This is a genomic window from Mesobacillus sp. MER 48 (assembly GCF_023714225.1).
Classification (GTDB): domain Bacteria; phylum Bacillota; class Bacilli; order Bacillales; family Cytobacillaceae; genus Mesobacillus; species Mesobacillus oceanisediminis_A.
This window is the reverse complement of sequence record NZ_JAMAUR010000003.1, coordinates 381,112-402,183: the sequence shown is the minus strand read 5'-3', so window position 1 is coordinate 402,183 and position 21,072 is coordinate 381,112. Positions and strand designations below refer to the sequence as shown.

Below are 21,072 nucleotides of genomic sequence, written 5' to 3'. Positions count from 1 at the left end.
AGCTTAAAACATTATGTTACAATTATTGGAAAGTGTTAATGTGAAAATATTTAATGATAGGTGAATATATGATGATAGTAAACTATAGGACCAGCACGATTATTGGACGTTTGTTGATTTGTGCACTTTTCATCCTTACTGGTGTGGCTCTGATTTTAGCGAGTATTTATCTGGAGGCTCCTGCTCTAAGGAAGGTCATCTCTGTGAGTGCAGGCATTCTTGGGATTGGCTTTTTTGGAAGAATGGGAATAATGCTCATAATCCTTCTACTTAAAAATAAACAAATGTTTCGATATGATCAGGAAAATATCACAGTCAAGGACAAAACAATTAAACTGGATACCATTAAAAAAATTGAAATAGAAAATGATATAGTAACCGAATACTTAGGGATAAAAACTCCTGCTTTCGTCCTGAAGATGCAAGGAAGCGAATCTATTTATATACCTACATACTATGTGATTTCAAAGAAGGATTTTCATGTTGTTCACAAAATATTAAAAGGAATAGTGAGTGATCGGACCAAACGGTAAAGATACAAAACAGCTTGTCCGTATATCATGTGAATGGATACTCGCTTCATGGGTCCTGAAAATATTCCTAAATATGTTAAACTATTAAATATATGGAGTTGGCGTTAGCTTTAATAGCCTTCTATTAATATCCTTGCTGAAGACCATCATCGTGTAATGGGGGGAGATCATATTGAAAAAAGTACTGACATTTGTGTTGGTTGTCATTGGCTTGGTTATGGCATTCGGGTACGGGACATACAAAATTTTAGGAAACGTTGAGCATTACGAGGAGAAAAGCTCTGCAAATGAATCTCGTTCAGTGGCAGCACCTGAAGAAAATGGAGATTCACCTTATGAAACAGAGAAAGAAGAATATGAAGAGCAAACCAAAAACATCGGTGGACAAATCTTCGAACTGAACTTGACGGATAGCACGACAGAAGGTGAGATGATCGAAATCATGCATAAGATGACTCATCAAAAAGTGAAAGCTGAAGATAAATGGGGAGCCATTCCGATGTCAGAGGACACGGTTTCACAGGTTTTAGAATTCTTGAAGAAGTCCCAATTTGCTTCAAAAGAAGACCTTATCGATATTGCAGAGAAGTGGAAAAAAGGAAATTTTCAAACGGTCGACCATGACCATAATTATTTCTGGGAATGGCAAGGCGGTACAGTCGGCAGAGCATACGGAGTAATGAGCACTGCTGAGGAAAAAGAATTCATTAAGAATAATTTCTAAAAAAGCACGGGAAAATTGCTCCTCGTAAAGTCAAGTAGACAATGGAAATAATTAAAACAATCTAAGTGGCTTTAGCCCTTTATTTTAGAGGGATTTCATCAGGGTCTAGAACTGAACCAAAAGCGAAGTTTTACTTTGGCGTGAAGGCAGAAACGCTGGAAGATAGCCAAAATAAATTAGATATCCTGCAGCAGGCAGTGATGAATAAGGTTAATGAAGTTTTAGCATAGACAAATACTGGGGCCCTTCTTGATAACTCAAGAAGGGCTTTTTTTCTTTCTATAAGTACTTTGTTTAGAATCTATAACTTATACTATTTTTAAAGATAGTTGGAAATTAAAATGTTTGGTCGTACCCATTATAGTTATCATCCCAATCATCCATAATTTCACTAACAATGTTTGTGACTGAATATTGTGTTAATTGTAAGCGTTTTCTTATACACTTCGATTAAGGGGGAAAGACAGCATGTTGGAGAGCAGGAGTCTAAATACATTTTATCAGTTAATGTCATTGCAGCCAGCGCAATTGAATTTTTTTCTGGAAAACATCCACTTTTCAAGCAGGCAGTTTCATTATGATTTAAAGAAAATTAATTATTTCCTGATACAAAAGGGGCTACCTGCGATTGAAGTTGTGCATGACAGGATCATTGTACCTAAAGAGACGATTACATTTTGGAAAAAGCATGGGACTAGTGCGATGGAAATCGATTTGCCTGCTACTGATCCTGAAGAGCGTGTCATTATTATTCTTTTATACACATTTATTAGACAAGAACCTCTTTCAAGCTTCCACTATCAGAACTTTCTTGGAATTAGCAAGAATACTGTAAGTGCTGACATGAAGAGGGTGAATCAATTTTGCCAGGATTTCCGGGTCAAAATCTCTTATACGAGGGAGAATGGCTATCATTTAAAGGGAGCAGAAGAGGATAAAAGGCATTTAATGCTGAAGGCTATTTCGCTTTTATCAATCAGTCCTAATGCCCGAGGTAAGTTCAGGTCCATTTTTCATGAGCATCAACTTAATGACCAATTTGAAGATTATCAACGGGTGTTATTGAACCTGGAAAAGCAATTCTCGCTAACCTTCATTGAAGAGAGGTTGTTTGATTTTATTTATCTGCTTCAAATGATTCATGTACGGCAGAGGCAGAACAAATGGGTCCGGATTTTTACGGATACGATTAGTTTTCTGGAGAACCAGGAAATCTTTAAGGTTGCCGAACATGTCCAACGGGAATTAGGCCAATTGCCTGAAAAAGAAGAACTGGCATTTTTAGCGATCCAGCTGCTGGGGATATGCCAGGGTCAGATTTCCCCCTCCTCGAACGACGCACTGTTGAACATAACAGAGCAGATCTTAAATGGTTTTGAACGGTATGCATCTATTAAACTTGCAAACAAGGAAAAAGCTATTCAAACATTGTACCATCATTTGAAGCCTGCGTATTACCGAATGTTGTTTAAAATCCCGATTACAAATCCCCTGCTTTCTGAAATCAAAAAAGAGCATGATTATCTTTTTACTGTAGTAAAAGAAGTGATGAAGCCAATTGAGGAAGTCCTGAATTTGAAAATCCCTGAAGATGAGATTGGGTTTTTGACCTTGCATTTCGGCGGGCTGCTTGAGCAGAGCAGTGAAAGAAGGCAGGTTGAGAATAGGGCCGTAATCGTTTGTCCAAATGGGGTAAGTTCCAGTCTAATGCTTGAAACTCAATTGAAGTCACTTTTCCCTCAATTCCACTGGGCTTCCTCTCTTTCAACCTACGACTTTAAAAAGATGGAAGCTGAAGCCTATGACCTGGTTTTTTCTACAGTATTTTTGGAAACAGAAAAGCCGCTCTTTATCTTGAAACCGGTCATAAATGAAGCGGAGAAAAAAGAGCTGGTTCAAACGGTAAAACAAACGATCGACCAGCAGTCAGTCAGGTTCCCAACCACGGATGAGTTAATGAGAGTGATTCGCCAGTATGCGGATATCAAGCATCCAGAATTATTAAGGGAAGCACTGCAAAACACAATATATCGTAGCAATGAGACTACCATTGGGAGGAAGCAGCCTGTGTTAAACGATCTGTTGACAATTGAGACCATCCAATTTGAAGAAAGATACGATAACTGGAAAGAAGCAATTGCTAAGGTTGCCGAGCCTTTATTATTGAATGGTTCAATTACAAGCAAGTATATAGACTCAATGATTCACAACATCGAAGATTTAGGACCGTATGTGATTGTTGGGGAGGAGATAGCCATCCCGCATTCGCGTCCTGAGAATGGTGTTAATAAGGTGGGGATGAGCCTTTTAAAATTATCAGAGCCGACACACTTGTTAAATGAAGAAAAAAACAGTGTGAAAATCTTTATTTGCTTGGCAGCAATCGACAACCAGACACACCTGAAGGCACTGGCACAGTTAACCAAGTTGTTGAGTGACCCTGCTAAACTTAACGATTTAAAGGCTGCTAAAACAAAGCAGGATATCATTGATTTAGTATCTGAGTATTCTGTCCGATAAATCAATCTATGTAGGAGGTTAAGAAAATGAAGATTCTTGCAGTATGTGGTTCAGGCTTAGGAAGCAGTTTCATGCTAGAAATGAATATCCAGGATGTGCTCGGAGAAATGGGTGTTAGCGGCATAACGGTGGAACACTCTGACTTGAGCTCTGTTACACCGGATGCAGCCGATTTATTCGTTATGGCAAGGGATATTGCAGACGGTGCTTTTGGTTTAAAAGACATGATCGTCCTTAACAGTATCATAGATAAAAATGAGCTTAAAGAAAAGCTTCAGCAGAAGCTGTCTGAAATGGGAAAGCTGTAAGGCGGAAAAACCAATTATAGGGGGTAAGGTTGTATGTTAAAAGAAACTTTAAGACTGTTTATGGATATTTTAAGCCAGCCTGCAGTACTAGTAGCTTTAATTTCACTTATTGGTCTAATGATTCAAAAGAAACCCGCCAGTGAAGTTATTAAAGGCACCACTAAATCATTTTTAGGTTTCATCGTCATCTCCGCCGGTGCGGGAATCCTTGTTGGTTCCCTGGAGCCGTTTGGCAAAATGTTCGAGGAAGCTTTTAACGTAAACGGCGTAGTGCCTAATAACGAAGCGATTGTTGCGATGGCATTGTCTGAATTTGGTTCGAATACTGCACTTATCATGTTTTTCGGTATGCTGGCTAACATCTTGATTGCGCGCTTTACAAGCTTAAAATACATCTTCCTTACAGGTCACCATACGCTTTACATGGCGTGTATGATTGCAGTTATCCTTACAGTGGCAGGAATGGAAGGGGCAATGCTGGTTATTATTGGATCGCTTGCCTTAGGTTTGATCATGGGGTTCTTCCCGGCGCTTGCCCAGCCATTCATGAAGAAAATAACTGGCACTGACCAGGTAGGTTTTGGCCACTTCAGCACTCTTGGCTATATTCTATCTGGATATATCGGAAAGCTTGTTGGCAAGAAGTCTAAATCGACAGAAGAAATCAATTTCCCTAAGGGATTGGCTTTCCTTCGTGATAGTTCCGTAAGCATTGCTCTTACAATGACAGTCTTATATATAATTGTTGCTTTGTTCACGGGGCCAGCTTATATCGAGTCTGAATTGAGCGGCGGAACACATTATCTTGTATACTCAGTCATTCAGGCTGTGACTTTTGCAGCAGGCGTATTTGTCATCTTGGCCGGTGTCCGTCTTGTTTTGGCTGAAATTGTTCCAGCATTCAAAGGGATTTCTACTAAACTTGTTCCAAACGCAAAGCCGGCGCTTGACTGCCCGATTGTATTCCCATATGCACCAAACGCAGTACTGATCGGATTCTTCTGCAGCTTCCTCGGCGGACTTGTTGGTATGGCATTCCTGGGCATGGTCGGGGGAATCATTATCTTACCGGGAGTAGTTCCTCACTTTTTCACAGGAGCTACTGCAGGTGTCTTCGGAAATGCAACCGGAGGTATCAGGGGAGCAACAATTGGTTCATTCTTCAACGGCCTGTTGATTACCTTCCTGCCTGTATTCTTGATGCCGGTATTAGGTGACCTAGGCTTCGCCAACACTACATTCTCTGACGCGGACTTCGGTGCAGCAGGAATCTTGTTAGGAAAAGTTGCAAATTCCTTCGGTTCTACAGGAGTAATCGTAACGGTCCTTGTCTCGCTAGTTGTAGCAGTAGCATGGAATGTCATGCGCAAAAATAAATCCGTAGATCAAACCAAAGTATCTGCATAAGGAGCGGTGAAATGGATCGACTAGAAGAACTCGAACAATTAAGAGACGAAATAAGGCTATGGACATTAAAAGAACTGGACCATTTAGGATTTGGACATTACGGAGGCAGTCTTTCGATTGTGGAAGCTCTGGCTGTCCTGTACGGAGATGTCATGAATATAGACCCGAGTAAGAAAGATGATCCAGACCGAGACTATTTCATCCTGTCGAAAGGACATGGGGGTCCCGCACTTTATGCCACCCTGGCTGTTAAAGGATTTATCGATTATGAATGGTTATATACGTTAAATCAGAATGGCACCAATCTTCCTTCCCACCCGGACCGCAATCTCACTCCGGGTGTGGAAATGACAACAGGTTCCCTTGGTCAAGGGATTTCAGTCGCTGCAGGGGTTGCGTTGTCTCATAAACTAGCAGGGCGGGATTCTTATACCTACACCATTGTAGGTGATGGGGAGTTGAATGAGGGGCAGTGCTGGGAAGCAATCCAGTTCGCCGCACATCATCAATTATCGAACTTTTTCGTTCTCGTCGATGATAATAAAAAGCAGCTGGATGGGCTGACCGTTGATATTTGTGATCCATTTGATTTTGTTGAGAAGTTTCGTGCGTTCGGTTTTGAATCTGTTCGTGTTGATGGATCAAATCTGGGAGAGATTCGCCAGGCGATTTTAACAGGGAAGAAACAAAGTGAGAAACCGGTCGCAATTATTCTTGATACGGTAAAAGGTCAGGGAGTACCGTATCTTGAGGAGAAGGCAGATAATCACCATATTCGTCCAAGCAAAGAGGATCAGACTGCGATTGAAGAAGCGATTTCCATGCTGGAAAAACGCTCCCCAAAGGAGGCGGTAAAATGATTCAGCAGGAATTAGTCCTTGAAAAAGATCAGAAGGAAATGCGGCAGGTATATGCAGATACCCTATTGGAGCTGGCAACCAAAGATCCTAAGGTAATTGCTCTCGAAGCAGACTTGATGAGTGCAATTTCCACAAATAAGATAAAATCGAAAATTCCTGGCCAACTCATCAATATGGGCATCATGGAAGCTAATATGATGGGCGTTGCCGCGGGACTTTCGCTAACAGGCAGGATTCCTTTTGTTCACACATTTGCCCAGTTCGCGACCAGACGGGCGTTTGATCAGTTGTTTGTTTCCCTTGGCTATGCCAGGTTGAATGTGAAAATCCTTGGTTCAGATGCAGGGGTAACCGCAGAACATAATGGTGGTACTCACATGGCATTCGAGGATCTTGGGCTGGTGCGGCTCATCCCAAATGCAACTGTTTACGAAGTAAGTGACAGTACGATGTTAAAAGCTCTGTTAAAGCAGTCGTATGAAGAATATGGCGTGCATTACATCCGGACAATCAGGAAGAATGCTGTTAAGCTCTATCCAGAAGGAGAAACCTTCCCAAAAGGAAAGGGGAAAGTCCTCCGAGAAGGTTCCGATGTGGCCCTTGTAGCATCGGGAATAATGGTAGCAGAGGCCCTCAAGGCTGCAGGTGAGTTGAAGAAACAGGGTATAGAGGCAATGGTTATTGACATGTATTCTATTAAACCTATAGATGTGGACTTACTCATGAAAGCTGCCGAGAAAACAGGCAAAGTGATTACACTTGAAAACCATAACGTCATCGGAGGCCTCGGCAGTGCAGTAGCTGAATCACTGGGTGAAAATTATCCTGTCCCAATCAAGCGGATGGGTGTCCGCGAACAGTTCGGGCAGGTGGGGTTGACTGATTATCTTAAAGACTATTATCATTTAACTTCTGACCATATCGTGAAGGAAGTAAAGGCGTTTTTATAAGGTATTTGGGCAGGTCTTATGTTTATAGGATCTGCCCTTTTTTTTATGGCTCTGTTAAAGCCCAAGTGTTGTTTTACCTACTATTGATTGTAGTGGAAGGCGCGTTGACTCCCTCGGGATGAGCAGGTCACGGGAGACCCCGCGGGGGCCTAAAGCGACGAGGAGGCTCACAGACTGCCCGCAGAAAGCGAAGTGCCTGGAACGAAAATCAACAGCCGAATTTAACAGAGCCAATTTAATAAGAGAGCAGAATGAGGTGCCTGGGAATGACTATATATCTATTCTATTGATGGGGTTCCTTCATTTATCTAATAAGCATATAATCTATGAGTAACCCTCAGTTGTTGTCTTAATTCTTTTAATAATAATAGTTGTGGTTAAGTTCTTCTAAGATAATCTAGTTGGATAACCAAACCTCTGAGATAAAATTCTCCACAAAGTGTAACAGGGCACTTCTCCATAAAAAAACAAGCTTCTGCATGGCTTTTATATGTTAAATTGTTTTATAAGAAAGAAAAAATTGAATTTATAATAATATATTGGAAGCAGGAAAAAGTCCGCATGCTTCCGGTTAGGATGAATCATGTTTCAAAGGCTGCGAAATTTAACTTTAAAATATAAACTGATTCTGGCATTTTCAAGTTTCATTATTATCCCTTTTTTAGCTGTAGGCGGCATTCTTTCATGGCTATATTTAGATTCCAATAGGAATATGACCCTTTCTGCTGCGAGCCAGAATAATGATCAGATTATAAAGAACATCGATACGACGTTAAATTCGATTTTTCGTCTGACGATGTACCCAATTCATGACCAGGAAATTTTCGGGATATTGCGGAAGGATTATTCGAAGCTTGAAAATCCGGGGTATGAGAGGTCAAAGGATTTTGACAGAGTGAATGCTGTTATCCAAAATAATATCCTCTTATATTCTGATGTCATCGATTCCGTTACTCTTTATCATATGAAGGATCAAAGCATCATTGGCAGGAGCAATGTCCAATATGTGGATTATTCCTATTTGAAAAAGGGCTATCTTAATGAACCATATATAAAAGAGATATTAAGCAAGAATGGAGAGCATGTAACCGTTGGGGTCCATCGGGACAGGCTGACTAATAAGAAAGAGTATGTCGTGTCAGTTGGCCGTGCAATCGTTGATCCCTATACAAGTGAGAATATTGGTATTATCCTGATTAATATTGACATTGAGAAACTGAAACAGTTTTGGAGCAATATTCGATTCACTGAAGATACTGAGTTTTATTTACTTGATAAAGAAAATGTCATCATTCACAGCAGTGACAAGAGTGACATTGGCCATCATCTGAATACCGTCTTTAAAGATGATATTGTTTATAAGGATCGCCAGCAGGAGCAAAAGGTTGATGACGAGGACGCCTTCGTGCTTACCTCGGCTTCTGACCTTTCTGAATGGCGGGCGGTTACTGTCATCCCGAAAAGTGAATTGTTCCAGCTCCTTAATACGATTTTAAAGCTGATGTTCATCATTATTGCAGTAGGACTCCTTCTGTCAATTATGGCATCAGTCTATATTGCGACTGGCATTACAAGACCTCTTTCAATCCTTGAGAAGAAAATGCAGCAAGTATCTGAAGGTGACCTGGATGTAAGAGTCGGATTGACAGGGGGAGATATTGGCAGGATCAGTACTACGATTGATTCGATGCTGGAGCAGATCAGGAACTTGATTTCGAGGATTTACCTGGAGGAGTCGGAAAAAAGGAAGCATGAGATGCTTGCCATGCAATCCCAGATTCGACCTCACTTTATGTATAATACAATAAATGTGATTAAATGGATGGCCAAAATGCAGGGCTCGAGCGGAATTGAGGATGCATTGAGTTCGTTCTCTTCTGTTATAAAGTTCACGGCTAAAACGGAAGGCGATTTGGTAACGGTAAAGGAAGAGACAGATTTCATCAAAGACTATATTCAAATACTTGATTTAAGGTATTTCAATAAGTTTGATGTCAAATACGAAATTGAGGAAGATGTGCTTGAATATAAAACTTTGAAATTTCTTCTTCAGCCATTGGTGGAGAATGCAATTTTCCATGGCTTCGATGAGATTGAGGAAAAAGGTGTACTAGAAATCAAAGTTTATGAAGAAAATGATAAGCTCATTTTTATCGTAGAAGATAATGGGAGCGGGATACCTGATGAAATGATGGATGACAGTCAGTCCAGTAGTCAAAAGCTGAATTCAATTGGAATCGGCAACATCAAAAAACGAATAGAGTTGAATTTTGGCAAGGAATATGGATTGTATTTAATAAGTCAGAAGAATCACGGAACTATAGCGAAAATTGAGTTGCCTATCATGAAATAGAATCGAGGTGGTATGGTGAAAATTTTAATCGTTGATGACGAACCCCTGGTAAGGATCGGACTTAAGTCAAGCTATGATTGGGAAGGCAATGGATACGAAATTGCCGGTGAAGCTGAAGATGGTGAAAAGGCATTAAAAATGATTGAAGATATCAAACCCGATATTGTCATTCTTGATATAAAGATGCCAAAAAAAGATGGATTACAAGTGCTGGAGGAGCTTCAGCAGAAAAAAATTGAAACATATGTAATAGTTTTAAGCAGCTTTGACGACCTGGATCATGTTAAAAGGGCAATGAAATTAGGGGCAAAGGATTATTTCCATAAGCCGACGATGAACGGTTCTTTGATTGTGGAAGCCCTTAATCAGGTTAAGGAAGAAAAAGCCAGTGCAAAAGCCGGATTTAATCAAGATACAAAGACGAAAAGTGCAGCGCTTTATAACCTTCTACATGGAAGCTTGGATATTGACCCCAGCTTGCTGGCGGTAAAGGAACGAAATCTTACAGTCCTAGTTATGAAAGTGAGAAATATAGCTCAAGTCCTGAATAGGTATTCAAATGATGAGCGAACCTTTTTTAAAACGTCGTTCATGAATCTTATGAAAGAAATCATATCCAAGGAAAAAGAAACAGAGTTCATTCCGGTGGACGAAGGGGAATATGTCCTTCTGATCAGTCAAAGCAAGAGCCACAGCGCTCAGGAGATCCAGGAAAAGGTTAACAATCTTGTTTCATTTACCATAAATTCAATCAAACGTTTGATGAATATTGATTTACTCATTGGCTTAAGTGAACAAATTAGTAGTCTCAGTGAAATCAAAAAAGCATATACAGACGCAAAATCGGCTCTCAATCATGCTTTTTATGAACCAGACAAAATGGCCTTTCAATATCAGAAGGGCATTGAATCCGGGGAGGAAGCTTGCCTTGAAGAGGCAAATTCTTTCATATCTAGACTTAAAGGACTTATTAACGAAGGTTCGAGGAAAGAATTCCTCGAAGTACTTCCTAAATGGGATCATTTCATCAGAGAAACCAGATGCCTAAATGAAGATGATTTAAAAAAGATTTATAAAGGCTTCCTGTTCATTATGATGAATGAAGAGACAGAATATCTTCAAGCTGAAAAAGAGGTTGATAAGATCATCAGCTACCACCATCTGTCAGCTTATCTTATGAAAAAAGTCGGGGCAGAGAGTAAGTCTGAAGTGAATTTTAGTCCACTCACGAAAAACATTCTCAACTATATTAACGCTAATTATCAGCAGGATATCTCATTAAAGCAGCTTGCGGAAGAGTTCTATGTCAGCCCGAACTATATTAGTAAGCTTTTCAATAAGGAAATGGGAAGGGGTCTGCTTGATTACGTGAATGAAGTCAGGGTCAGCAAGGCAAAGCAGCTCCTCAAGGAGTATCAATATAAAATCTATGAGGTTGCGGAAATGGTTGGCTTCAATAGTCAGGTCCATTTTAACATCGTTTTTAATAAATACGTCGGCATGTCACCAAAAGAATACCGTAAAAGCAGCCTGTAATAAGAGAGGCTGCTTTTTTGTTGAGGGTGATTTTAATAAAAAAATGCTAAGAATATTAAAAAATGGAAATGACATTTTATTAAAAGACTAATTTTATTAAAAAAATGATTGACTGATTAATTTTTTCAGGGGAGTGAAAGCGCTATTATTAGAGCAAGAAAACAACATAACCATATGAGAGGGGTTTAAATATGTTCAAAAAGATAGCTATATTTGCAATTGCCTTGATGATGCTGCTGGTAGCGGGGTGCGGCAACTCTAATGCGAAAAATGAAAGCGGTTCCGGTGATGCTGGCGGAAAGCAAACTGTCACAATGGGATTCTGGGGAGCAGCAGAGGATTTAAAGCTTTATAAAGATGCAGCTGCAAAGATTAATGAAGAAAATAACGATTATCAGCTGGAAATTAAACAATATCCAAGCAGTGAGCAGTTCTGGGATACTCTTCCGGCAGAAATCGCTGCAGGTGTAGCTCCAGACTTTATTAAAGTATCTAACGAAGGTGCTTATGAGTATATTTCTAAAGGGCTGTTCACTCCTGTGGATGAGTATATTAAATCACAAGATCTTGATATGAGCGTATTTAATGAAAATGTCGTCAATGTATGGAAAGTGGACGACAAGCAGTATGGGATTCCGAACACAATGAATGCGGCAATGTTCTTCATCAATGAAGATATGTGGAAGGAAGCCGGCTTGGGCGAATATCCAAAGACATGGGATGAAGTATACGAAGCAGCGAAGAAGCTGACAAAAGACGAAGTACGCGGGATTGGGATTAATCTTCATCCGTACCATATCACAAACTATCTGAAGAGCTATGGCGGCGGATGGAATTATGGTGAGAATATTGCTTCTGAAGAAAACGTAAAAGCAATGGACTTTGTATTGAAAATGTATGAAGAAAAACTGGCAGTCACTCCTAAAGAACTTGGCTTAGGGTGGGACGGTGAAGTATTCGCGAATGAAAAAGCAGCAATGACTACAGGTGGCTATTGGTATAAGGCTTTCCTCAAGGATGCGAATCCAGATTTGAAATATGCAGTACTGCCTATTCCTGAAGGAACTGAAAAGGGAAGCAGCATGATCTCTGACGCCTATGTCCTTTTGAAGGATTCTAAGAATAAAGAAGCTGCTGTACAGGCTGCTTACAAGCTGACTAGCGAAGAAGTACAGAAGCAATTCATGGCTATTGGACATAATCCATCAAGAACGGCCTTGTCCGAGCAGTATTTCAACGAGAATCCAGAGTTCAAGGAAATCGAAAAGGCACTTGACTACAGCACAGACTGGGAATATCCAGAAAAGACAAAAATGTTTACTGACAAGCTGTCTGAAGAGCTTGAAGCGAAAGTCTTAGGCGGAAACGATAAGTCGGCTAAAGACATACTGGAAAGTATCCAGCAGTCGATTAAATAATAAACACTATAAGAAAAAAAGATAAACTGGCCTGGCCGTAAGTGTCTGACCCCATTCCGTAAAAGACCATAGGTGGAGCGGGGTCCGGCACTTCATTTTTTAGGCAATGCCGTTTGAAGACAAATAGAAGAGGAGGAAGACATATGTTGAAGGCAGAAACTTACACCGGCAGAAATAAAGTCGAAAAACAGACAGCAAGATCTCGTTTCTCTTTAAGGTCACTGGCAGATTCGGACCAATTTGTCGGATGGGTATTCTCACTTCCATTTTTGATTTTATGGGGATGGTGGTTCTTTTATCCTTTCATGGAATCGTTCGTAAGAAGCTTCCAGGAAGTCAATTTCATGGATTTGAGTCAGGCGAAATTCATTGGACTGCAAAACTACGTTAACATCCTTCACGATCCGCAATTCTACCAGGCCCTGGGCAATTCCCTTAAAATCGTTTTGATTGCAGTGCCAGTCCAGACTGTATTGGGGCTTGTGATGGCGGTTTTGGTTAATCAAAAAATCAAAGGAAAAGGACTTTTCCGAACCATCTTTTTTATCCCTTATATTACCTCACAAATCGCACTGACAACTGTGGCGATGATGCTTTTTAAAGAAAATACATTTGTCACGAAGTTTTTCATGATCTTTGGCATGGAAAATGTAACATGGTTTGCAAGTACAAAATATGCGTTATTATTTGTCACTTTATTGTTCATCTTCCAGCAGGTCGGCTTCACGATGATTGTTTATCTCTCGGCTTTACAAGAAATTTCGAAAGAACTATATGAAGCAAGTGTCATCGATGGGGCAAATGCATGGCAAAAATTCCGCTTCATTACTGTCCCTATGCTGAAGCCTGTAACATTCTTTGTCGTATCAGTCGGAACAATCCTCGGATTCCAGATTTTTGACCAGATCGCGGCAATCTCCAGATATGGCGCACTTGGCTCTCCAGCCGGCGCGACAAGCACGGTCATTACTTATTTCTATCAGCATGGGATTCGCTATATGAATCTGGGATACGGAAGTGCGGCTGTTGTCATCTTCTTCTTTATTATCATGCTGATTACAGTATTGCAGAAAAAACTATTGGACGATAAGGAGTGATAAAAATGATTTTTAGAAATAAAGTATCGAAGATAGGCATCTATACTGCGATTGTGTTGCTTGCTTTGGTTTTTTCAGCGCCATTTTTATATACTCTGTACACTTCCTTTATTCCAATTAAATATGTTAATACATTCACTGGATTGGAAAACTGGACCTTTGATAACTATAAAACATTCTTCACGAGTGATGCCTACAGTGTAAGCAAATGGCTTTTTAATACGGTCGTCATGACAGGAATCATTTTGATCGGCAACCTTATCATCAACCCGATGGCGGCCTATGCATTGGCCAAGCTTGACTTTTTCGGCAAGAAATTAATCTTCTGGATTGTCGTCATTACGATGATGATCCCGTATCATATGATCCTGATTCCGGTATATGTGAATATGGCTAAGTTGGGATGGCTGAATTCTTTTGCAGCCCTGACTATTCCATTCCTCTATCAAGCTATCTATATTTTCATGCTTCGTCAGTTTTTCATCGGTGTGCCAAATGAATTGATTGAAGCTGCGCGTATGGACGGACTGACCAAGATGGGAGCGTTCTGGAGGATTGTCTACCCATTGTCAAAACCGGTCCTGATTACTGTTGCGATCTTGACATTCGCTGGAACATGGAACAGTTACTTGATTCCAAGCACTCTGGCCAATACACCTGAAAAATATGTACTTGTTGTCGGGTTGAACAGTGTCAAAGATATGTTCTTCGAGAATACGCCTTTGGTCATGGCGGGTGTTGTATTGACAACCTTGCCGATTCTGGCATTCTTCTTTGTCTTCCAGAAACAGTATATGGAAGGTATTTCGAATTCCGGGCTTAAAGGCTAATATAGCAAAGATTTATTTTACTTCTAAAGGATGTGCGGATTATGGATTACAGTGTCATTAAAGAAGGGGATTTGTTTTTCCTGACGGAGAAGAACGGAGATATCACTTCAAACCTGGACAAGGGGTATGGCTTATATACGAAGGATACCCGGTTCTTAAGCGGACTTGAAGTGCTTGTGGACGGAGAGAGACCAGAACTATTATCATCAGAATCAAACAAAAGCTATCTTGCCAGCATTCATTTGATGAAAAATGTAAAGGACACAGGTGCTGTTGAATTAAAAAGGGAAAGATTTATCTTTGATGGTGTTCTCTATGAAAAAATCATTTTAACCAACTATTTTTTACAAACAAGAAGCACAGAACTTTCTATATCATTTGATGCAGATTTCCAGGATATGTTCATTGTCCGCCAGTATCGTGAAGGCAATGTAGGCAAAAAGCTGGCCCCTAAAGTTGCCGATAACGAATACACTATTCGTTATCAGGGAGCAGATGATATTTTAAGAGAAACTTTGATCAAATGGGATTGTCCTGCACAGAAGATTGATGAGCATGGCGCTGTATCCTTCTCGCTTGAGCTGAAGCCGAAGGAAAGGCAGGAAATTCTGGTGACGGTTGTCCCGCTAATCGGTGGAGAAGGCGGAAAGGCACTATATTATGAAGAGGCTTTTAAGCTGCTCGAAGATTCTTATCAGCAGTGGAAGAGCGAAACAACGGCGATAAAATCGGATCTGCCGCTTTTTAATAGTTTGTATGACCGCGGTGTTCAAGATGTGAGGATGCTGATGACTGATGTAGGTTACGGGGATGTGCCGGTCGCTGGACTTCCATGGTTTGCTGTGCCATTTGGCAGGGATAGCCTGATTACTGCCTTATTCATGCTTCCTTTAAATCCATACAAAGTAAAAGGTACGCTTAGGACATTAGCACATTACCAGGGAACAAAAGTTGATAAATGGCGTGATGAACAACCAGGGAAAATCATGCATGAAATCCGCTTCGGTGAGCTTGTGACAACAGGACAATCTCCATTCAGCCCTTATTATGGAACGATTGATGCTACTCCTTTATTCCTTGTGGTGATTGGTGAGTATTACAATTGGACCGGGAATCTGGGACTTGTGAAAGAATTGTTTCCTAACATTCAGAGAGCGTTAGAATGGATCGATGAATTTGCTGAGGATAAGACAGGATTCATGTCCTACCATCAAGAGGCTGAAAAAGGATTCCCAAATCAAGGATGGAAGGATTCCAGCAACTCGCTCGTCCATGAAAATGGGGAATATGCAAATTCGCCAATCGCCCTTTCCGAGGTACAGGGCTATATATACCAGGCTAAAAATACCCTCGCACCAATTTTACAGCTTTTAGGAGAAACAGAATTGGCGGGCAAGTTGGAAGAAGAAGCTAAGAGATTAAAAGATAGCTTTGAACAGTCTTTCTGGATGGAAGATGAACAATTTTATGCGATTGCTTTGGATAAAGACAGTGAAAAGGTTAAGTCAGTGACTTCAAACCCTGGACACCTATTATTTTCGATGCTGCCTGAAACAGATCGTGCTGAAAAGGTGGCTGACAGGCTGATTCAGGATGATATGTTCAACGGATACGGAATTCGGACGATGAGCGTGGAAGCAGCCGGATATTATCCGATGAGCTACCATAATGGAAGTGTCTGGCCGCATGACAATGGAATGATTCTTCTTGGCCTCAGCAAACTAAGATACAAGCAGCAGGCCGGCAAAGTGATTTCTGGGCTAATACAGGCTTCCAAGCATTTTGAATACCAGCGGCTGCCTGAATTATTCTGCGGACATGGAGAAGAGGTAGGTTATCCGGTTCCATATCCAACAACATGCTCACCGCAGGCCTGGTCTGCAGCGACTTCGTTCGCTTTTGTGCAATCCATCCTCGGAATCCATCCGAATGCGGTTACCAAAGAAGTACATCTGAATCCTTTCTTTATTGATGGCATGAACACTTTGACAGTGGACAGGCTGTCAATAGGTGAAGGTGTATTATCGCTTCAGTTGGAGAGAAACGCAGAAACTGAAGAAATTGATGTTGCAGTTGTTGAAAATACAACTGGCTATAAGCTTGTAGTGAAGGCAAACTAGAACTGGAAAGGGAGAGGACAGATGAAAAAAACATGGTGGAAGGAAGCTGTAGTCTACCAGGTATACTGGCGGAGTTTTTACGATACGGATGGTGACGGCTACGGTGACTTGCAAGGAGTTATCGAAAAACTTGATTATATTAAAGAGCTGGGTGTTGATGTCATCTGGCTGAACCCTTTCTATGAGTCTCCTGATGTGGATAATGGCTATGACATCTCTGACTACCAGGCAGTGATGAAGAAGGCGGGAACGATAGAAACCTTCGACAGGCTGCTTGATGAGGTTCATAGGCGGGACATGAAACTGATCATGGACCTGGTTGTCAATCATACATCTGATCAGCACCCATGGTTTCTGGAGTCAAAGTCTTCAAAGGATCATCCTAAGCGAGATTACTATATTTGGAGAAAAGAGCCGAACAACTGGCGGTCCTATTTTGTTCCATCAACATGGGAATTCGATGAGCAGACGGGTGAGTACTACTTTCATTCCTTTGCAGTTGAGCAGCCAGATTTGAACTGGGAGAACCCTATGGTACGGGAAGAAATTTATCAAATGATGCACTTTTGGCTGAAAAAGGGGATTGATGGCTTCCGCATGGATGTAATCAACCTGCTTGCTAAACTTGATGGCTTCCCGGATGCTGAAAACCCGCTCGATATCTCCTATTTAGGGAATAATCCCGGAATTCATGAGTATCTGCAGGAAATGCATGAAAAAGTTCTCCGCCATTATGATGTCTTTACTGTAGGGGAAATTCCGTTTGTCACTCCTGAAGATGGTGTGTTGTATGTTGGTGAAGAGAGGAAAGAACTTCATACCCTTTTCCATTTTGAAGTTTGCGACTATATGGCTGCATGGGATATGCAGAAATTCAAAGAAATTCAAAAAAGATGGTATGAAGGCATGTGGGGAAAAGGATGGAACTCTCAGTTCCTGAATAATCATGACCATACTAGGATCGTTACCAGGTTTGGGAATGACACTGCCTACCGGGTTGAATCTGCTAAGTGCTTTGCGACACTGCTTCATACGCTGCCAGGAATGCCATACATTTTTCAGGGTGAAGAGATTGGGATGACTGGGGTCAGGTTTAACTCGATTGATGATTATAATGATATCGCCATGAAGAATAAGTTTAAGGAAGAAGTAGGCAAGGGCCGCAATCCAGAAGAGGTCCTGGCAAGTCTGCAGCTGCTTTCCCGCGATAATTCCAGGACGCCTGTACAGTGGGATACATCTGAAAATGGCGGCTTCACTACAGGAAAACCATGGATTAAAGTCAATCCAAACTATGAGGAAATCAATGTTGAACAGGCTATTGCTGACCCAGACTCAGTTTTCTATTTCTATAAGAAGCTAATCCAGCTGCGAAAAGAAAATGAAGTCATGGTGTATGGCACCTTTGAAACTTACCTGGACAATCATCCGGAAATTTATGCCTATACAAGGGAATTGGAAGATGAGCAGTGGCTTGTGGTTCTGAATATCTCTGATAAGAAATCGCAGCTTGAACTTCCTTCAGATTTGAACTTTAAGTTGAAAGAGCTGATTTTGGGGAATTATCAGGTTGATGACCAAGAAGTTGTTGAGCTACGGCCATATGAGGCCAGGATTTACCGGATTGAGAAGCAGTAATTGACGTGGAGAAGTGTGGAATGCACTTCTCTTTTGTTTTGAAAGGCTTTAGTATGTTAGAAAAAGACTAATATTGGAACTAGCGAATACGGAAAAGGAGAGTGAAGTATAATGCTTGGAGCAATTGAAGCAGGAGGTACTAAGTTTGTTTGTGCAGTGGGAGATGAAACAGGGGAAATCGTAGAACGAATCCAGATTCCAACCACTATCCCAGCTGAAACAATGCCCAAAGTGATCGCCTTTTTTAATAAGTATAAGATCGATGCAATTGGTATTGGTTCGTTCGGGCCTATTGATGTAAACTCGGATAGTGATACATATGGTTCTATTACATCGACTCCAAAACCAGGCTGGAGAGACTTTCCTTTTGTTCAGGAAATAAGAAAGGCGTTAGATGTTCCAGTTGGTTTTAATACGGATGTTAATGCTGCTGCATTGGGAGAAGCTGCATTTGGTGCTGCGAAAGGACTGGACAGCTGCTTCTACATTACAGTGGGGACAGGAATTGGGGCAGGGGCTGTTGTTCAGGGGAAACTGATTCAAGGGCTTTCGCATCCTGAAATGGGGCATATCCTCGTAAGACGGCACCCAGAGGACCAATATGCTGGAAAGTGTCCTTACCATTCAGATTGCCTGGAAGGACTTGCTGCAGGTCCTGCTATTGAAGCACGCTGGGGCTCAAAAGGTGCTGAACTGGTTGGGCGCGAAGAAGTCTGGGATATGGAAGGGTATTATATCGCACAGGCACTGATGCAGTATATATTGATTCTATCGCCGAAAAAAATCATCCTTGGCGGAGGGGTTATGAATCAGGAGCAGGTGTTTTCCTCTGTCTATAAATATCTGCCAGAGCTCGTGAATGGTTATGTTACATTGCCTGAGCTATCTGATTATATTGTAAAACCGGGCCTCGGTGATAACGCTGGCATTATAGGCTCACTCTTACTTGCTAAGGAAGCGTTAGAATTACTAGAAAAAACCTAATAGTATTGCTCTCCCTGAAAATGTCTACTAATATGGTAGTTATGAATTGTTACTATGGAGGTCTGTGAACATGTCGATACAACCACTATTTTTTGAACCGGTTTTCAAGGAAAGAATTTGGGGAGGAGAACAGCTGAAATCCTTCGGCTATGATATTCCTTCCACTCAAACTGGCGAGTGCTGGGCATTTGCTGCGCACAGTAATGGCCAGAGTGTTGTGAAGAATGGAGAATATAAGGGATTAACATTAGGTGAAATTTGGGAAAACAAACGTGAGCTTTTCGGCAATATTGATGGTGACCGCTTTCCATTGTTAACGAAAATCCTTGATGCTGCTCAGGATTTATCAGTCCAGGTGCATCCAGATGATGAGTATGGTCTTAAGCACGAAGGTGATCTGGGTAAGACGGAATGCTGGTATATCATCGATTGCGAAGAAGGCGCGGAAATCATTTACGGCCATACCGCGAAAACAAGAGAAGAGCTTGCGGCAATGATCCATGAAGGAAGATGGGATGAGCTTCTAACGAAGGTACCTGTAAAGCCAGGAGACTTCTTCTTTGTTCCAAGCGGGACTGTGCATGCGATCGGAGCAGGAATTGTCATTCTTGAAACCCAGCAGAATTCAGATACGACATACAGAGTCTATGACTATGACCGCAGGGACAATGAAGGCAATCTGCGCGAGCTGCATATCGAGCAGTCGATTGCGGTAACAACTGTGCCAGCTGTTAAGCCGGAAATCCAGCCTGTTGCCAAAACATCAGGTGATATGAAAATCACTACATTTTTGGAAAGCGACTACTTTACCGTCCATAAATGGGAATTAGAAGGCACCGCAAAATTGAATCAGAACCTGGCTTTCCAGTTGGTGAGCGTTATTGAAGGAACAGGTTCACTTGTTCAGGGCAATGGTAAGTATGAGTTTAAGAAAGGGGATCATTTCCTGCTTCCATCTGGGTTTGGTGAATATGAACTAGAGGGGAATGCTGAATTGATTGTTTCGCATTTGTAAAATGTATGGGATGAGCAGTCGTTATAAAAATAGCGGCTGTTTTTTTGTGGAGTGAAACCTTTACCAAGATAATTGGAGGCTATAGGCAATGCGATGTAAAGGTTTTATTAGGAGAATTCCGTTTTAAATAGTGGCATTAGGAATTAAATAGTCTCCCTACAAGAAGTAAAGGAGACCGAAGTAAGCTTATTTTATTAAATAGTATTAAAAATAGGTTAAGGCATTAATTTTTCCTCATAGAATCTAATTCTCCATAAACTTGCTCCCAAAGTGCTTCTTCTGTTTTGTCCATTATGTACGGTTCAAATCCTAAATTCAAATATGCATTAATAGCTTTCAAGTTTGTTGTCTGGGTTTTCAGATATGCTTTTCCATGCTAGCTGACCAATTGTTGGAGCAGGAAGGTGAGTAATGGTTTTGCAAGCTTTTTTCCTTGGTGTTCTGGTACGATACCAACCCAGTGGATCCTGCCCATTTCTTCGCCGTTTAGCTCGCCATACCATGCACTTGCTGTGCCTATGGCTTGCCCGTTTTCACCTTCTATGAAAAACATTCGTTGCCTGACATCGTCTGGATGTGGAGCAAATTCCTGTCTGAAGCGGTCCAACCCTGCCTCTACCGAATCGAACTCACCGGCTTTTGTTTTGATGTCTGCCCAGCTTTCTTCATTTTCTTTGAAACTTCTTATTTTATAAGGTTCAGGGAGGGGGTATGAGGGAATGTTTGTTAAGGGATGTACCATTATGAGTGGCAGCCTTTGCATATGAATTCCTCCAGTA

17 protein-coding genes are annotated in these 21,072 nt (G+C 41.2%); 16 read left to right on the top strand and 1 reads right to left on the bottom strand.

Annotated features, from left to right (window positions below):
• The first annotated feature begins 53 nt into the window (after positions 1-53).
• The 16 genes from M3593_RS13300 (at position 54) to manA (ending at position 20,293) form a co-directional block, all read left to right on the top strand.
• A complete protein-coding gene (locus M3593_RS13300; RefSeq protein WP_251542731.1) occupies positions 54-533 on the top strand; it encodes a DUF5381 family protein in 480 nt (159 codons plus the stop codon).
• Between the two features lie 172 nt (positions 534-705).
• Positions 706-1,257: a DUF6241 domain-containing protein gene (locus tag M3593_RS13295; protein ID WP_251542733.1), complete on the top strand. Its 552-nt coding sequence runs from the start codon at positions 706-708 to the stop codon at positions 1,255-1,257.
• 468 nt (positions 1,258-1,725) lie between these two features.
• The gene (locus M3593_RS13290) at positions 1,726-3,777 is read left to right on the top strand and encodes a BglG family transcription antiterminator (RefSeq protein ID WP_251542734.1); all 2,052 of its coding nucleotides are present in this window, start codon (positions 1,726-1,728) and stop codon (positions 3,775-3,777) included.
• Between the two features lie 26 nt (positions 3,778-3,803).
• Positions 3,804-4,085, top strand: a complete 282-nt coding sequence (locus M3593_RS13285; protein ID WP_251542736.1) for a PTS sugar transporter subunit IIB — start codon at positions 3,804-3,806, stop codon at positions 4,083-4,085.
• A gap of 33 nt (positions 4,086-4,118) precedes the next feature.
• Positions 4,119-5,492, top strand: a complete 1,374-nt coding sequence (locus M3593_RS13280) for a PTS ascorbate transporter subunit IIC (protein ID WP_251542737.1) — start codon at positions 4,119-4,121, stop codon at positions 5,490-5,492.
• An 11-nt stretch (positions 5,493-5,503) separates the two neighbouring features.
• Positions 5,504-6,352: a transketolase gene (locus tag M3593_RS13275; RefSeq protein ID WP_251542739.1), complete on the top strand. Its 849-nt coding sequence runs from the start codon at positions 5,504-5,506 to the stop codon at positions 6,350-6,352.
• Positions 6,349-7,302 carry a transketolase family protein gene (locus tag M3593_RS13270; RefSeq protein ID WP_251542741.1) on the top strand — a complete coding sequence of 318 codons (954 nt, stop codon included), beginning with the start codon at positions 6,349-6,351 and terminating at the stop codon, positions 7,300-7,302. Before M3593_RS13275 ends, M3593_RS13270 begins: the two co-directional genes overlap by 4 nt.
• A 583-nt stretch (positions 7,303-7,885) precedes the next feature.
• Complete coding sequence (locus M3593_RS13265; protein ID WP_251542743.1) at positions 7,886-9,655, top strand: cache domain-containing sensor histidine kinase; 1,770 nt, start codon at positions 7,886-7,888, stop codon at positions 9,653-9,655.
• Between the two features lie 12 nt (positions 9,656-9,667).
• Positions 9,668-11,191 carry a response regulator gene (locus tag M3593_RS13260; protein WP_251542745.1) on the top strand — a complete coding sequence of 508 codons (1,524 nt, stop codon included), beginning with the start codon at positions 9,668-9,670 and terminating at the stop codon, positions 11,189-11,191.
• 191 nt (positions 11,192-11,382) lie between these two features.
• Positions 11,383-12,609, top strand: coding sequence for an ABC transporter substrate-binding protein (locus tag M3593_RS13255; RefSeq protein ID WP_251542748.1), 1,227 nt, complete (start codon positions 11,383-11,385; stop codon positions 12,607-12,609).
• A 143-nt stretch (positions 12,610-12,752) separates the two neighbouring features.
• Positions 12,753-13,706 (top strand): carbohydrate ABC transporter permease, encoded by a 954-nt coding sequence (locus M3593_RS13250; RefSeq protein ID WP_251542750.1) that lies wholly within the window; start codon positions 12,753-12,755, stop codon positions 13,704-13,706.
• A 5-nt stretch (positions 13,707-13,711) separates the two neighbouring features.
• Positions 13,712-14,536: a carbohydrate ABC transporter permease gene (locus M3593_RS13245; RefSeq protein WP_251542753.1), complete on the top strand. Its 825-nt coding sequence runs from the start codon at positions 13,712-13,714 to the stop codon at positions 14,534-14,536.
• A gap of 41 nt (positions 14,537-14,577) precedes the next feature.
• Positions 14,578-16,656 (top strand): amylo-alpha-1,6-glucosidase, encoded by a 2,079-nt coding sequence (locus M3593_RS13240; RefSeq protein WP_251542755.1) that lies wholly within the window; start codon positions 14,578-14,580, stop codon positions 16,654-16,656.
• 21 nt (positions 16,657-16,677) lie between these two features.
• Entirely contained in the window at positions 16,678-18,294 is a 1,617-nt protein-coding gene (locus M3593_RS13235) for a glycoside hydrolase family 13 protein (protein WP_251542757.1), read from the top strand.
• 111 nt (positions 18,295-18,405) lie between these two features.
• Positions 18,406-19,278, top strand: a complete 873-nt coding sequence (locus M3593_RS13230; RefSeq protein ID WP_251542759.1) for an ROK family protein — start codon at positions 18,406-18,408, stop codon at positions 19,276-19,278.
• A 70-nt stretch (positions 19,279-19,348) separates the two neighbouring features.
• Positions 19,349-20,293 (top strand): mannose-6-phosphate isomerase, class I, encoded by a 945-nt coding sequence (manA, locus tag M3593_RS13225; protein ID WP_251542761.1) that lies wholly within the window; start codon positions 19,349-19,351, stop codon positions 20,291-20,293.
• Between the two features lie 376 nt (positions 20,294-20,669).
• Here manA and M3593_RS13220 read toward each other — a convergent pair whose 3' ends face one another.
• Positions 20,670-21,056, bottom strand: coding sequence for a GNAT family N-acetyltransferase (locus M3593_RS13220; RefSeq protein WP_251542763.1), 387 nt, complete (start codon positions 21,054-21,056; stop codon positions 20,670-20,672).
• Positions 21,057-21,072: the final 16 nt, after the last annotated feature.